The organism is Streptomyces sp. NPDC030893, assembly GCF_055571535.1.
The window spans coordinates 463,941-478,234 of the sequence record NZ_JBVIFC010000002.1 but is presented as its reverse complement, the minus strand read 5'-3'; the positions used below and the strand labels follow the sequence as shown (position 1 = coordinate 478,234).

Sequence of the window (14,294 nt, the reverse complement as noted above, 5' to 3'; positions counted from 1 at the left end):
GACTCTGGGCGGGTGCCGGAAGGCCTCGGGGAGGGGGCGTTCCGACGGCACCCAGGGGGGCGGATGGCCATTGGGGAGGCCGGCCCGCGCTCGGCGCGCTCACGGTCGCGGCCGGAACGGCTGGAAGAGACCATGCGCGGCCGGCTCGGCCGGGAATGTGTGTACGTGCCGTCATGCAGGCTCGCGCTGTACGTGGCGCTGCGCCACTGGTGCCCGCAGGGCGGCAGGGTGCTGATGTCGCCGGTCGACGACGACGTCATCTTCTTCGTGGTGCTGGCCGCCGGACTGCGGCCGGTGCAGGCGCCGTTGAACCCGCTCGACGCGTCCATCGACCTCGACGCCGTGCCCGAGGAGACCTGGGGCACGCTGTCCGCCGTACTGACCACCAATCTGTACGGCAACCCGGACCCGGCGCCGGAACTGCGGGCGCGCTGCGACGCGTTGGGCATCCCGCTGTTCGAGGACGCGGCGCACGCGATCGGCAGCGAGGTGGGCGGTCGGCCGGTCGGGGCCTGGGGCGAGGCCTCCGTCTTCAGCCTCTCCAAGCATGCCGGCGCCCAGGCGGGCGGCATCCTGTCGCTCGCGGACCCGGGCCCGGGCGACGCCGTACGGCAGGCCTGCCGCGCACTGCTCACCCCGCGCCGGGCGACGTCGGAACTCGCCTACGCGGTACGGCCGTACGCGGAGGCGGCCGTGCGGGGGCTGGGGCTGCGGCGGGCCGCCTGGGCCACGCTCGGGCTGCTGGGGCTGGCGGAGCGCGAGGGGATCAGGATGCCGCTGCGCCCGGAGGCGCTGCACCGGGCCGTCGGCGCGGCCCCGGACCTCACCGCGTTCGACGCCTGGGCCCGCGTCGACATGCACACCTACCGCCAGGAGTCCGGCCCGCTGCGGCTGCGGCGCATCAGGCACAGGCTCGGACGGCTGGACGAGGTACTGGAGGCGTCCCGGGACGGCACCGAGCTGCTGCTGGCGACGCGCTGGGCCCGGCCGCGACCGGGAAGGGAGGCGCAACCGCTGTTCCGGGTGCCGCTGTTCGTGGCGGACCGGGACGCGGCGACGGCGGCGCTGGCCCGGCGCGGCATCGTCGTCGGCTACCTCTACGACCCGCCCCTCGACGACTACGCGGGGAAGGCCTTCACCGACCCCTCGCCCGCGCCCGGGGCGGCCCGCTGGTTCGCGCGGCACGCGCTGCCGGTCGATCCGCTGCGGGCACGGGAGGTGGTCGAGGTGCTGGAGCGTTCCGGCGTGCGGCCGGCCGGACCGCCGGAGCACCCGGCCCGGCCGGGGACGACGGCCGACGGGCTGGGGCCGTCCCGTGACTGACATCCAGGTGCACGAGCCGGCCGCGACGCGCGCCGAAGGGCGACCGCCGGCACCCGCCGGGAACCGGCCCGGTGCGGACTCCCTGTTCAAGAACGCCTACTTCCTGATGCTCAGCACGGGCGTGTCCGCCGTCCTCGGGCTGGGGTTCTGGTTCGTCGCCGCCCGCTACTACACCGAGGAAGCCGTCGGCCAGGGCTCCGCGGCGATCGCCGCGATGCGGCTGCTGGCCGGCATCACAGCGACCACGATGATCGGCGCGGTGGTCCGTTTCGTACCGCGCGCCGGCCGTGAGACGGGACGCCTGGTGTGGGGCGTGTACGGGGCGAGTTCGGTGGTCGTCGCCCTGGCCGCGGGTGTCTTCCTGCTCACGCTCGAACAGTGGGGTGCCTCCTACGAACCGCTCGGCACACCGCATGCCGGGGCGCTGTTCGTCGCGGCGTGCGTGGCGTGGGCGCTGCTCACCCTGCAGGACGGGGTGCTCACCGGGCTGCGCAAGGCCGAGTGGGTGCCGGCCGGGAACGCGGTGTTCTCCGTCGGAAAGCTGGTCCTGCTGGCCGTCTTCGCGAGCGCGCTGCCGGTCCTGGGCATCTTCGTGTCCTGGGCCGTGGCCATCGCGTTCTCCACCCTGCCGCTGGGCTGGCTGATCTTCCGCCGGCTCATTCCGCGTCAGGCCGCCGCCGACCGGGACGTGGAACCGCCCGGTCTGCGGAGCATGGGACGCTTCCTGGCCGGTGACTCGCTCGGCGCGCTGTTCAGCCTGGCGATGATCAACCTGCTGCCGGTGATGGTCGCGGTCCGCTTCAGCGCCGCGGAGAACGGCTACTTCTACGTGGCGTACACCGTCGGCGGCACGATGGAGTTCATGGCCATGAACATGGCCTCGTCGCTCACCGCGCACGCCTCGCACGATCCGCGTCAGCTCGCCGCCGGGGTGCGCGGGGCACTGCGCCGCATGGCGCTGCTGCTGGTGCCGGTGGTCCTGGTCCTGGTCGTCTTCGCCCCCTGGATCCTCACGCCGTTCAGCCCGGACTACGCCGAGCACGGCTCGACGGTGCTGCGGCTGCTCGCCCTCGGGGCGCTGCCCCGGGTGCTGGTGGAGCTCTACATCGGGGTACTGCGGGTGCAGGGACGCACCGGTGTGCTCGCCGCGCTCCAGGGGGCGATGTGCGTGCTGGTGCTGGGCAGCGCGGCCGTGCTGTTCACCCCGGCGGGGATCGCGGGGGCGGGGTGGGCGGTGCTGATCAGCATGACGCTGATCGCGGTCGTCTCGGTGTTCGGGCTGCGTTCGGCGCTGCGCGACCGGAGCGGTGGCTCCGCCGACCGGCCCGCCCCCGCTCCCGACTACGGCACCCGCTGGGCCCGGCTGAACGCCACGGCCGGATACGGCACCGGCTGGGCCCGCCGGGCGGCGTACGACGGTGGGGACGCCGGGAGGGCCGGCGAGGACACGGTCACGCTGTTCATCGGCCGCCCCGGGTACGAACGGGAGGTCCTGCAGGCGGACACGCTGGCGTTCATCGTACGGCCGCACGGTCCGGAAGCGGGCCGGGTTCCGGGGGCCGGGGGCGGCGGGGACGGCCCCGGTGAGCCGACGCGAACCGCTCCGGCCGAGGACGGCGACCGGGACACCGACACCGGACGGCACGACGAACCGGCGGCAGGAACCCGGAAGCCGGAACCGGCCGACGAGCCACGCGACACCGCTGATCCCGGCGACCGGGACGACCCCCGAGCCGCCGATGCGCCCGGCGCCCGGGATGAGCCGCACGCGCGCCACGATCCCGGCGCTCGCGGCGAGCCGCGCGGCCGCTGTGAGCCTCGGGACCGCCCCGAGCCGTACGCACCCGCAGACCCCGGCCACCGCGCCCGGCCCCGCCCCCCAGACGTACCACCACCGAGCCCCGCCCCCTGGGCGCACCGGCGAGGCTCCGAGGAGGCGTCGGCGTCACGTTCCGCCCCGCTGGGGTACGAGAGCCGCTGGGGCGACATCCTCTGGGTGCTGCTCGGGCTCGCCACCCTCGTGTTCTGGGTGTCGGTACGCGACCTGCCCTGGCTCGACGGCTCCCCGGCCGGCGAGTTCACCGGGCGCCTGCTGCTGGAGGGGCTGCCGCCGGCGGCGCTCGTGGCCGGCGGCACGCTGGTGCTCGTCTTCGTCGCCTCGGTGACCTTGTGCACCCGCCCCGACCCGTGGCTCCCGGGCACGGCCCTGGGGTCCGTCCTGGCCGCGCTGTACGTGGCGCCCGTAGCCCTCGGCTGGGAACCCCGGCCGGTGGACGGGGCGCTGTACGTGCGGGCGGCCGGTTTCCTCGCGGAGACGCTCGGCCTCGACGGGCCCGGTCCGCTGCTGCGCTGGGGGCCGCTCGTCTGTCAGTTGCTGTGCCTCGTACCCCTGTCGCTGCTGCTCGCGTTCGCGGGCGGACGGCTGTCGTGGCCGGGCCGCTGGGGGGCGCTGTATGTCGTCGCGGTGGGGGGCTGGGCCGGGCGGGACGCCCTCGCGCCGGTCGCGCCCGTGCTGCTCGTCCTGCTCGTCGTCCTCCACACAGTCGTCGTACTCGCCCTGCTCCTGCCGTCGCGCGGTGCGCCGCGGGCGCCGGTGTCGCTCCGCCGCAGACATCCGAACGGCCGATCCAAGGACTGATCACGCTTCAGAGCCGAACCGTCAGGGGGGAACCACCGTGCGTCCGCCAGCCACTCCACGAGAGAGATCCGCGCCCGAGCCGGACGAGGCGTGGGCCCCGTCCTCGTCGGAGTCGTCGAGTCCCGCCCACGAGCCGGTGACGGAGCTGTCCGCTCTTCCGCCCGCCCTGCCGGGCCGCCGCGGACCCGCCGCGGCCCGGCCCGCCGTGCCGCTGCTCGTCGCCCTCGCCCTGTGGGGGTACGCGGTCCGGCACACCGATGTGTCGCGGCTGGACGACTTCGGCCTGGTCACCGCCGTCCATCCGAGCTTCTGGGCGGGGCTGGCCGTGCTCACCGCCGGGTTCTGGTACACGGTCCGCGATCCGCGGCGGCCCGGCGGCTGGGCGGCGGCCTACGTGCTCGGACTGCTGGTGATGGAGCGGGCCACTCAGGCCGTGCTCTACCCGACCCCGCTGTACGCGTGGGCGTGGAAGCACGACGGTGTGGTCGACCACCTGCTGACGGCCGGCGGCCTGCAGACCGCCGACCAGGTCGGCGACATGGCCGTCTACGACCAGTGGCCCGGCTTCTTCGCCGCGCAGGCGGCGCTGGTGCGGCTGCTGGGCGTGGAGTCGGCGGCGATGTACATGGCCTGGTGGCCGCTGGTCTCCAGCCTGATGCTGCTGCTCCCGCTGCTGCTGATCTACCGCACCTTCACCGAGGACCGGCGGCTGATCTGGACCGGCGTCTGGCTGTTCTGCGTCGCCAACTGGGTGGGCCAGGACTACTTCTCCCCCCAGTCGGTGGCCTTCGCGCTGCACCTGGGCGTCCTGGCCGTCGTCCTGCGCCGGTACGGCCGGTCGGGCGGGGCGGGCGGCCGGCAGGGGCAGGCCGTCTGGACGGTCCTGCTCAGCGTGCTGGTGGTGACGATCGTCATCTCGCACCAGCTCACGCCCGGCATGCTGGCCGTCTCGCTGCTCGCGCTGTGCCTGGTCCGCCGCTACCGCGACTGGGTTCCGGCGGTCACCACGCTCGTGATCTTCCTGGCCTGGTGCCTGACGGCCGCGCTGCCGTTCCTGTCCGCCGCGCTGCCGGACATGATCCGTTCCGTGGGCGACGTCGGCGGCAACGTCGCCACCGGATACGGGGCCACCCCGACCGGGACCGGGGCGGTGGCGACCTCGTGGGCGGCCCGGCTGCTGTCCGGCACGGTGCTGCTGCTGGCGGTGGCCGGGGTGTGGCGGCAGCGGGTGCTGCGGCACCGGGCGATGCCGCTGCTGCTGATCGCGGCGGCCCCGCTGCCGATGTTCGCGGCGAGCGGCTACGGCAGCGAAATGATCTTCAGGGTGCTGATGTTCATGCTGCCCGGTGCCGCCTTCTTCGCCGCCGCCGCGCTGCTGCCCACGGTGCGCACCCTCGCCGCCGAGGCCGAATCGGGCGCCTGCACCGAAACCCCCGGGAAACCGGCGACGAGCGGCAGGTGGCGGCGCGGCATCGGCGCGGGGGGCCCGCTGCTGGTGCTCCTCGCCGCGACCCTGGCGTTCGTGCCGAGCTACTCGGGCAAGGACCGGATCAACTACTTCCCGCCGGGCGAGGTGGACCTGGTCCAGCGGCTCTTCGACGAGGCGCCCGAGGGCTCGACGGTCGTCGCCGCCAACCGCAACTACCCGCTGGCCTACGCGTCGTACGGAACCGTCGACCACTACTGGTTCCTGGAGGACGAACGGCGGCACGTCGACGAGATCGTGCGGAACCCGGCCGCCACCCTCGCCCGTGACATGGCCGGGGTCGACCGTCCGGGCCGGGCCTACTTCCTCCTCACCCAGGGCCAGTTCGCCCACTCCGAGATGAACGGGCAGCTCACCGAGGCCCAGTTGAACCGCATCCGGGAGTCCGTCGCCGACTCGCCCCGCTTCCGGCTCGTGGCGGAGAACGGCGCGGGCGTCGTCTACGAACTGCGACGCGAAGACGCGGAGGGAGCAGACGCAGAGGGAGCAGGCACGGAAGGGGAGACGGAGCGATGACACCGCAGGACCTCGTGATACGGATGCTCCCGCCGTTCGCCGGCTGGCTGGCCCTCGCCGCGCTCGCCCTGCCCGGCGGATCGCCGCTGCGCGGCACGGCGGTCGCCGTGTTCCTGGCGGCAGGCCCCGGTGCGGCACTGGTCGGCGTCCTCGGTCCGGCCCTGCGCGCCCGGCCCGTCCGGGGGCCCGTCGAGTCACGGGACCCCCGTTTCGCCCACCGCTCCGACCTGCTCGAACGGCTGACGCTGACGGTCCTCCTCAGCGTCGGCGCGGTCATGATCGTCGCGACGGCACTGATCGCCACCCACACCTTCAGCGCGCAGCGGGTCCTGCTCGCGCTGACCCTGCTGACTACGCTCGCCGCCTTCTGCCCGCGGCTGCGCGCCTCACCGCCCGCACCGAGGACCTCGACGACAGGGAAGGGTTCCGCTCCGTGACGTCCGACCGCCCCTTTCGCCGCGACAGCGGCCCGCCCACCCCCCGGGCCCGGCACCGCAGGCCCCGCGAGCCGCGGACGCGCCGCCCCGTGTCCCAGCGCCGCAGACTGCTGTTCACCTCCGCCACGGTGGTCGGCGCGGTGCTCGTCGCCGTACTCGCCCTGCGGGACGCCTCCGGGCCGCAGCCGTCCGCGGCGGACGGGAAGTGCGAGCCCACCGAGCTGCTCGAACCGCCCTGCGGCGCCTGGTTCGGGGCGTTCGTGCCGCACGACCGGGACGACCTGGAGGAGAGGGTCGAGGCCTACGAGGAACGCGTGGGCCGCGCACTCGACATCGTGTACACGTACCACGACATGTCGCTGCCCGAAGGAACCCGCAGGGAGGGGCAGTTGCTCAGCCCGGAGGAGCAGCGCGTCGGCGAGGACCGCATGCTGCTGCTGTCCTGGGAGAGCAAGTGGTGGGGCGGTACGAAGGCGCAGCAGCCGACGTGGAAGGAGATCGCGGCCGGTGAGCTGGACGAGACCGTCATCGACGTCCAGGCCCGCCGGATCAAGGAGTACGGCGAGCGCACCGGGAAGAAGGTGTTCCTCTCCTTCGACCTGGAGATGGACACCCGCACCCCGGACAACGGCACACCGGCCGAGTACGTGAAGGCGTACCGCCACATCCACGAACGGTTCGCGACACTGGGCGTCGACAACGTCGTGTGGACGTGGATCATCACCGGCTATCTGAACCACGCCGACCTGTTCGAGCGGATGTACCCGGGAGACGCGTACGTCGACTGGATCGGCTACAACCAGTACAACTACTACCGCTGCCACAAGGCGCGGTGGATGACCTTCGCCCAGACCCAGACGGCCAGCCACGACTGGATACGGAAGAACATCTCCGCCGACAAGCCGCTGATGCTCTCCGAGTTCGGCACGGCGGTCGACTCGGAACGGCCGGAACGGCAGGCCGAGTGGTACGCGGAGGTGCCCGGCGTGCTGAAGAACCTGGACGGGGTCAAGGCCGCCCTCCAGTGGAACCACCGCGACCCCGGCCCCCACTGCAACCTCGCCCTGGCGAATGACGCGGCGTGGGACAGCCTGCGCGAGGTGGTGGCCGACCCGTATCTGAACCAGCCGCTGAAGTGACCTCAGCCGGCGAACTCCGGCCCGCGGAGCAGCGCCCGGCCGTGCCGGTACCAGCGCCAGGCGAGCGTCCTCGGGCCGTCCCGGTACGGGGCGATCCGCGCCCCGCCGCCGGCCAGCCACGTCTCGACATCGGCGACGGTGTGGCCGCGGCGGACGATCAGGCGGGCGATGCGGTAGCGCTCGTCCCGGTCCGAGCTGAGCGCGTGCCGCACGGCGGTCGCCGTCTCGTAACCGGCCCGGGCGGCCGTCGCGCGCACCCGCGGGCTGTTGTAGCCGTGCGGATAGGCGAGGTGCGGGACGGCATGGCCGAGGGCGTCCTCCAGCGCGGCCTTGGAGTCGAGGAGTTCGGCTCGGAGCCGGCGGGCGGTCAGGGTGTCGAGCTGGGCGTGGGTGACCGTGTGGCTGCCGACCTCCAGGCCGGCCTCCTCCAGCCGCTTCGCCTCGTCGAGGGTCATCATCGGGGCGGGCGGCAGCAGACTGCGGCCGCCGGGGGAGATGGCGCCGGTGGTGAGATACGCGGTGGCGGGCAGCCCGCGCCCGGCCAGCACCTCGGCGGTCGGGCCCGGCAGGTCGGCGAAGCCGTCGTCGAAGGTGAGCAGCACCGGCCGGGGCGGCAGCGGCGCCCGCCCGGCGAGGTGGGCGGCGAGCGCGCTGATGGTGACGGGGGTGCGCCCGCTGTCCGCGACGGCGTCGAGGTGGGCCGCGAACGCCTTCGGCGTCACGGTGAACTCGGCGATCCACTCCGGCGGATCGTCCATCACGGCGTGGTAGAGGAACACGGGGACGACCGAGGCCGCCGCGGCCCGCACGGTGTTCATCGCGCCCCCTTCCCCGCACCGTCCCCGGCGCTGCTCCCCGGCCTGTTCCCCGCACCGTCCCCGGCGCTGCTCCCCGGCCTGTTCCCCGCACCGTCCCCCGCGCCGTCCCGCAGCGCCCGCCGGGCCCGCAGGTAGCCGAGCGGTCCCAGGAGCATCCCCCTGCGCTGGAGCCGCGACAGCCGGCGGGGCCACGGATGGGTGCGGCTGTCGTGGGCGCCCGGTGCGTCGCCGCCGCCGGTGTCCCGTACGGCGGTCAGCGCGCGGGCGTGCGCCAGGCCGCGCGGCAGCCGGGCGAGGAACGCGGGCAGCAGCGCGGGCCGGTTGACGAGGATCGCGGTGAGGTAGGCGGTGAGGCCGGCGCCGTAGCCGTACGCCTGGGCCTCCAGGTCCGCCCAGGTCTCCCGGTGGTGGTGCCACACCAGCGCGTACGGCGTGTAGTGCAGTCGGTGCCCCTGGGCTAGGACCCGCACGAAGCCGTACAGGTCGTCGCCGCCCCGTGCGGGCGTCCCCGCCCCGGTGGCCGGGTCGAAGCCGCCGACGGCCCGCAGCGCCTCCGTACGGAAGGCCATGTTGGCGCCGGAGCCGAAACGGCCCGCGGTGAACGGGAACAGGGGTTCGCCGCGGGGCGGTCGCCGGGGGTCGTACGTCGTCGGGGCGAAGCCCTTGGCGAAGCCGCCGTTGCTCTCCAGCAGGACCTGGGCGGGGGTGCGCAGCCGGGCGGGCAGGATCAGGCCGGTGGCGCAGCCGAGCCGCGGGTCGGCGGCGAACGGCGCGGTCAGCTCGGTGAGCCAGCGGGGATCGGCGACCACGTCGTCGTCGGTGAACGCGATCACCTCGCCCCGGGCGGCCGCCAGCCCCCTGTTGTGCGCGACGGCGAGTCCGGGGACGGGCTCGCACACGTACCGCACCCGCTCGCCGTACTTCCGCTCCACCAGCTCGCGCGTCCCGCCGGTCACGGGCGCGTTGTCGACGACGAGGACCTCGAACCGCGGATGCTCCTGTGCGAGCAGCGAGTCGAGCGCCCGCGCCAGTTGCCCGGCCCGCTCCCGGGTGGCCACGACGACGGAGGTGTACGGCGGTGCCACCCCGCCGTCCCCCCGCCCGGCCGCGGACGGTGCCTGCGGGGCCGCCCCCGCGAACCGCTCCCGGGCCGCCGCGGTCAGCACCGCCCGCGGATCCGCCCCCCGCGGTACCCGCGCCAGCAGCGTGCCCACCGGCCGTCCGAAGCGTCTGACCAGCAGGAACACCTCGCCGTCGGTCACCGGCGGGCTGCCGGGGCCGGGTCTCGGCCCGCCCCCGCCCGGCTCCAGGGCCAGGTCCAGGTCCAGGTCCAGCTCGGCCACCTGCACCGCGCCGATGGCCAGGAACCGCCGTATCTCCTCCTGTGTGTCCGCGCTGCGGGACATCCGCCCTCCCCCTCCTCACGAGCGGCGCAGCCGTGCCGCGCCCTTCAAGGTCCGTGACGCCAGTGACGCGAGGCGCGGGCGGGCGCGGACGAAGCCGTGCGCCCGGCGGGCGGGCTCACGGCCCAGCCGGTGCAGCACGGCGCCCGCGCCCGGACGGGTCACCGCCCCCTCGTGGACGGCGAGTTCGCCGGTCTTCAGCGAGTCCTTGTACGCGGCCGGACCGCGCCCCATGTCGAGCAGCCCGATGCCCTCGGCCGCCGCCGCCCCGGCCATCCGCAGATGCAGCACGAGGCCGGGCGAGTACTTCGCGAACTCCGGGTCGTACGCCGGGAACCAGCAGGCCAGGACGGAGGCCGAGCGCAGCCCGAAGTGGGCGGCGACGGGCCGGTCACCGGCGTAGAGGACCGACAGCGTGCCCGTGCACCCGGGCGCCCGGGTCTCGGCGAGCCGGCCCACGAGCCGGGTGATCCACTCCTGCGCGAACCGGTCACGGCGTCCGGTCCTGCGGTACTGCGCGGACTTCCACTCCATGAGCACCCGCAGCGCGCCCGGGTCACGCTCGTCGAAGACGAACCGTACGGGTCCGGCGTGGCGGCCCAGCCTGCGTTCCTTGGCGAGGGTGGTCCTGAGGAACTTCGGCGACCGGGTGCGCAGCACCGACTCGTACGTCCCGTAGCCCTTCTCCACGTCGATGACATAGGTGGCGTGCTCCTCGGCCGCGTACGGCACGAACAGCTCCTGGCCGGCCTCCAGGTTGTCGAAGGCGAGGCTCGACAGCGAGCAGGCCCGCAGCAGCCCGGCGCCGTCCGGGAGCACGCCGGGCGCCAGCACCGCGCCCTGGCAGTCCGACACCCCGAGCCCGATCGCCCGGCCCTGCCCCAGCACGCCCCGCTCGTAGGGCAGGAAGCCCGCCGGCTGCGCCCCCTCGTACAGCACCGCCACCCGGGCCCGTGGCCGCACCCGGCCCACGGCGGTGGTGAACTCCGGTTCCATGAACGGGCTGCGCGGTGCGTCCGCCGCGGCGCGCAGTTCCCGCCAGCGCTCCCGTTCCCCCTCGCCGAGCTCCTCGGGCCTCAGCACGCGCACGCGTCCGCTCACCTGACCCCCCGATCAAGTCCCCCCTGGACACTTGGAAGGTACCGCCCGAACCCGGGCGGACGGTAGAGAGCGGACGATGTTCTCGCCAAACGGTGAAAGAGACCGAACCGGTCGCCACCCGGCGCCGACCAAAGGGGAACCGCACCGAAATCGAGCCCAAACGGGCACGGTGAATCGGGTGGTCGCGTTGTCCGTATTCTCTGATCATGGCCGCACCCACCGATTGTTCGCTCATCGCCACCGACCTGGACGGGACGCTGCTGCGCGGCGACGACACCCTGTCCGACCGGTCCCTCGCCGCACTCGCGCGGGTGGCGCAGGCCGGTGCCCAGCACCTCGTGGTGACGGGCCGCCCGGCCCCCAGAGTGCGGCCGCTCCTCGACGACCTCGGCTGCACGGGGCTCGCGGTGTGCGGACAGGGCGCGCAGGTGTACGACGCCGGCGCGGACCGGCTGCTGTGGTCCGTCACCCTGGACCGGGAGCTGGCGGAGACCGCGCTCGGCAAGATCGAGGCCGAGGTGGGGGAGGTGTACGCCGCGGTCGACCAGGACGGGGTCGACGGGCTGACGCTGATCGAGCCGGGCTATCTGATGCCGCACCCGACGCTCCCCGCCGTACGGGTCGAGCGGCGGAGCCAGCTGTGGGTGCGGCCGATCAGCAAGGTGCTGCTGCGGCACCCGCTGCTGTCGGACGACGCGTTGGCGGCGGCGGCGCGGTCGGTGGTCGGTTCGCTGGCCACCGTCACCATGTCGGGGCCGGGGACCGTGGAGCTCCAGCCGTGCGGGGTGACCAAGGCGACCGGGCTGGCGCTGGCCGCCGAGCACCTGGGGCTGAGCCCGGCGCGGACCGTCGCCTTCGGGGACATGCCGAACGACATCCCCATGTTCGACTGGGCGGCCCACGGCGTCGCGATGGCGAACGCGCACCCCGAGCTGAAGGCGGTCGCCGACGAGGTCACCACGTCGAACGAGGACGACGGCGTGGCCGTCGTCCTCGAGCGACTGTTCGGTGGTGCGGCCGTGCTCGGCCGTCAGCGGTCGGCTCAGTACGCGCCGAAGACGTTGTCGATGGAGCCGTAGCGGTCGGCGGCGTAGTTGCAGGCGGCGGTGATGTTCGCGACCGGGTCGTACGGGTCGAAGGCGGTGCCGGGCACGTGGTAGGCGGCGAAGGTCGGGTCGATGACCTGGAGCAGGCCCTTCGACGGGGTGCCCTTGGCGGCGTTGGAGTCCCACAGGTTGATGGCGTACGGGTTGCCGGAGGACTCGCGCATGATGTTGCGGTGGATGCTCTCGTAGGAGCCCGGGATGCCGTGCTGCGCCATGACGGACAGCGACTCGCGGATCCAGCCGTCGAGGTTGTTCGGGTACGCCGTGGCGGTGGCGGCGGTGGACGTCGGGGTGGCCGCGGCGGCGCCGGTGGCGCCGAACAGCGGGAGGGCGACCACGGCGACGCCGGTGCCGGCGACGGCGAGGGAGCGGACGAGGCGGCGGCGGCCGAAGCGGGACTGACCGGTAGCGGGCATGTCTGGGTTCCTCTCCAACGCCTGCGAGGTGAGCTGTCGGGTTCGGGCGGGAGAGTGCCCGGCCGTGCCCCTGCGGGCATGGCTTCACCCCGAGCCGTCCCGGTGCGATCGGTGCGATGCCCGGTCCGGCGACTTACCTGGGTCCCCCGCTCCTGCCGTGCGTGAGTTCGTCGGTGGTGTGATGCGGGCGGTGGCAGGATTCGGCGTCCGCCCGGCAGGCCCGGAACGTATGCGAGAGCAGATGCCGGGAACAAGTGAGGGGATCACGCAAGGGGCCGTTTGATCTTCGAATGGGTGATTTGGGGTGCTTGATCCTTTGCGACTGCCAAGGGTCAACTCCGGTCCGGGGGAAGGGGAAACGCCGGTGCGCCGGGGTGGCGGGCGTGGCGGGTGGCGCGTGACTCACTTCACTGGCCGGAGGGCGCGAGAGCATTTACCGCCAAGGGGAATCCGTTTGCCAATTGCGGCAAATCGGACGGTCGGCCGGGCAGGATGGTTCGGGTGTCGCTACGTCCCGGAAAGCGGGTGTATGTCCGTTGTTATCAACCGATCGGAAACGCCCTGCTCCTGATCCCGTATCGCCCTGCCTGTGACCCCGGGTGCCGGTGGTGATCGAAACATGACCGGATACGCTGACTTGAGTGATGGCAGCGACCTATCGACATTCCGTGTAACCGCCAGTGGACACCAGCAGACAGGAGACCCCTCGTGACCGTCGTCGGGCCGTTCGGGCTGAGCGTGCGGGACCAGGCTCTGGAAGCCGATGTCCAGGCCGGAATGACGGCTGTCGAGGAAGGGCTGATCGAGGCCACCAAAAGTGAGGTCCCCTTCATCACGGGTGCCGCCCAGCACCTGGTGCGGGCCGGCGGCAAGAGGTTCCGCCCGCTGCTGGTGATGCTCGCCGCCCAGTTCGGCGACCCCTACGCGCCCGGTGTGGTGCCGTCCGCCGTGGTCGTGGAGCTCACCCACCTGGCCACCCTGTACCACGACGACGTGATGGACGAGGCCGAGGTGCGGCGCGGGGTGGACAGCGCCAACACCCGCTGGGGCAACTCCGTCGCGGTCCTCACCGGCGACTTCCTCTTCGCGCGGGCCTCGCACATCCTGGCCGACCTCGGCCCGGAGGCGGTGCGGGTGCAGGCCGAGGCGTTCGAGCGGCTGGTCACCGGGCAGATCCTGGAGACCGCGGGACCGCAGGACGGCCGCGACCCGGTCGACCACTACCTGGACGTGCTCGGCGGCAAGACCGGCTCGCTCGTCGCCGTCTCGTGCCGCTTCGGCGCGATGATGTCCGGCGCCGACGAGACGGTGGTCGACGTGCTCACCCAGTACGGCGAGCGGCTCGGCGTCGCCTTCCAGCTCGCCGACGACGTCCTGGACATCGCCTCCGACTCCCACGAGTCGGGCAAGACCCCCGGCACGGACCTGCGCGAGGGCATCGCCACCCTGCCCGTGCTGCGGCTGCGCGAGCGGGCGGCACGGCTGGGGCTGCCCGAGGACATCGCCCTGTGCGAGCTGCTCGACTCCGACCTCACCGACGACACCCGGCACGCCGAGGCGCTGCGGCTGCTGCGCGCCCACCCCGCCCTGGAACAGGCCCGCCGGGACACCGTGCGCTACGCCGAGGAGGCGCGGGCGGCGCTCGCCCCGCTGCGGGACTGCGAGGCCAAGGCCGCCCTCGTGCAGCTGTGCGACGCCGTGGTGCACCGCGCGGGCTGACCGGCCGACGGCCCGCCTCCCCGCGACCCCTACTGGACGGGGGAGGAAACCACCCCCCGTGTCATACCCCAGCAGTACGCGCAGTTGCGTCCGCGGTCTGACGCGTCCTCCCGCGGGATTTGGTCGGATGGACCACGACGGACAACACCACTTCTCACCGGTTCGGGTGAGAATGGCGGCTCAGGGCGAGAC

General features: G+C 73.7%; 11 protein-coding genes and 1 riboswitch. Of the genes, 7 read left to right on the top strand and 4 right to left on the bottom strand.

Annotation, left to right across the window (positions count from 1 at the left end):
* The first annotated feature begins 132 nt into the window (after nucleotides 1-132).
* The 5 genes from ACZ434_RS06905 to ACZ434_RS06885 all read left to right on the top strand — a co-directional run bounded on the left by ACZ434_RS06905 (nucleotide 133) and on the right by ACZ434_RS06885 (nucleotide 7,539).
* Nucleotides 133-1,323, top strand: coding sequence for a DegT/DnrJ/EryC1/StrS family aminotransferase (locus ACZ434_RS06905; protein ID WP_468452936.1), 1,191 nt, complete (start codon nucleotides 133-135; stop codon nucleotides 1,321-1,323).
* Nucleotides 1,316-3,961 (top strand): lipopolysaccharide biosynthesis protein, encoded by a 2,646-nt coding sequence (locus ACZ434_RS06900; RefSeq protein WP_468452578.1) that lies wholly within the window; start codon nucleotides 1,316-1,318, stop codon nucleotides 3,959-3,961. Before ACZ434_RS06905 ends, ACZ434_RS06900 begins: the two co-directional genes overlap by 8 nt.
* Nucleotides 3,962-3,998: 37 nt before the next feature.
* Nucleotides 3,999-5,963 carry a glycosyltransferase gene (locus tag ACZ434_RS06895; protein ID WP_468452576.1) on the top strand — a complete coding sequence of 655 codons (1,965 nt, stop codon included), beginning with the start codon at nucleotides 3,999-4,001 and terminating at the stop codon, nucleotides 5,961-5,963.
* The gene (locus ACZ434_RS06890; RefSeq protein WP_468452574.1) at nucleotides 5,960-6,400 is read left to right on the top strand and encodes a hypothetical protein; all 441 of its coding nucleotides are present in this window, start codon (nucleotides 5,960-5,962) and stop codon (nucleotides 6,398-6,400) included. Before ACZ434_RS06895 ends, ACZ434_RS06890 begins: the two co-directional genes overlap by 4 nt.
* An 89-nt stretch (nucleotides 6,401-6,489) precedes the next feature.
* On the top strand, nucleotides 6,490-7,539 hold the full coding sequence (locus ACZ434_RS06885; protein WP_468452572.1) for a glycosyl hydrolase: 1,050 nt from the start codon (nucleotides 6,490-6,492) through the stop codon (nucleotides 7,537-7,539).
* 2 nt (nucleotides 7,540-7,541) lie between these two features.
* On the opposite strand, the gene ACZ434_RS06880 is transcribed toward ACZ434_RS06885, so the two are convergent.
* The 3 genes from ACZ434_RS06880 to ACZ434_RS06870 are packed head-to-tail and all read right to left on the bottom strand — an operon-like array spanning nucleotide 7,542 to nucleotide 10,843.
* Nucleotides 7,542-8,357 (bottom strand): polysaccharide deacetylase family protein, encoded by an 816-nt coding sequence (locus ACZ434_RS06880; protein ID WP_468452570.1) that lies wholly within the window; start codon nucleotides 8,355-8,357, stop codon nucleotides 7,542-7,544.
* Complete coding sequence (locus ACZ434_RS06875) at nucleotides 8,354-9,763, bottom strand: glycosyltransferase family 2 protein (RefSeq protein WP_468452568.1); 1,410 nt, start codon at nucleotides 9,761-9,763, stop codon at nucleotides 8,354-8,356. Before ACZ434_RS06875 ends, ACZ434_RS06880 begins: the two co-directional genes overlap by 4 nt.
* A gap of 15 nt (nucleotides 9,764-9,778) precedes the next feature.
* A complete protein-coding gene (locus ACZ434_RS06870; protein ID WP_468452934.1) occupies nucleotides 9,779-10,843 on the bottom strand; it encodes a GNAT family N-acetyltransferase in 1,065 nt (354 codons plus the stop codon).
* 224 nt (nucleotides 10,844-11,067) lie between these two features.
* Here ACZ434_RS06870 and ACZ434_RS06865 point away from each other — a divergent pair, with 224 nt between their 5' ends.
* Complete coding sequence (locus ACZ434_RS06865; protein WP_468452566.1) at nucleotides 11,068-11,940, top strand: HAD family hydrolase; 873 nt, start codon at nucleotides 11,068-11,070, stop codon at nucleotides 11,938-11,940.
* Here ACZ434_RS06865 and ACZ434_RS06860 read toward each other — a convergent pair.
* Nucleotides 11,904-12,383 (bottom strand): transglycosylase SLT domain-containing protein, encoded by a 480-nt coding sequence (locus ACZ434_RS06860; protein WP_468452564.1) that lies wholly within the window; start codon nucleotides 12,381-12,383, stop codon nucleotides 11,904-11,906. The genes ACZ434_RS06865 and ACZ434_RS06860 overlap by 37 nt on opposite strands.
* Before the next feature lie 3 nt (nucleotides 12,384-12,386).
* Nucleotides 12,387-12,566: riboswitch (cyclic di-AMP (ydaO/yuaA leader) on the bottom strand.
* A gap of 525 nt (nucleotides 12,567-13,091) precedes the next feature.
* Here ACZ434_RS06860 and ACZ434_RS06855 point away from each other — a divergent pair.
* Nucleotides 13,092-14,102 carry a polyprenyl synthetase family protein gene (locus tag ACZ434_RS06855; RefSeq protein ID WP_468452562.1) on the top strand — a complete coding sequence of 337 codons (1,011 nt, stop codon included), beginning with the start codon at nucleotides 13,092-13,094 and terminating at the stop codon, nucleotides 14,100-14,102.
* The last annotated feature ends 192 nt before the right edge of the window (nucleotides 14,103-14,294 follow it).

What these genes read in the sequence shown, in the direction of transcription:
- ACZ434_RS06905 (WP_468452936.1), top strand. Translation starts at nt 133, where the DNA reads ATGCGCGGCCGGCTCGGCCGGGAATGTGTGTACGTGCCGTCATGCAGG.
- ACZ434_RS06890 (WP_468452574.1), top strand. Translation starts at nt 5,960, where the DNA reads ATGACACCGCAGGACCTCGTGATACGGATGCTCCCGCCGTTCGCCGGC.
- ACZ434_RS06880 (WP_468452570.1), bottom strand. Translation starts at nt 8,357, where the DNA reads ATGAACACCGTGCGGGCCGCGGCGGCCTCGGTCGTCCCCGTGTTCCTC.
- ACZ434_RS06875 (WP_468452568.1), bottom strand. Translation starts at nt 9,763, where the DNA reads ATGTCCCGCAGCGCGGACACACAGGAGGAGATACGGCGGTTCCTGGCC.
- ACZ434_RS06865 (WP_468452566.1), top strand. Translation starts at nt 11,068, where the DNA reads ATGGCCGCACCCACCGATTGTTCGCTCATCGCCACCGACCTGGACGGG.
- ACZ434_RS06860 (WP_468452564.1), bottom strand. Translation starts at nt 12,383, where the DNA reads ATGCCCGCTACCGGTCAGTCCCGCTTCGGCCGCCGCCGCCTCGTCCGC.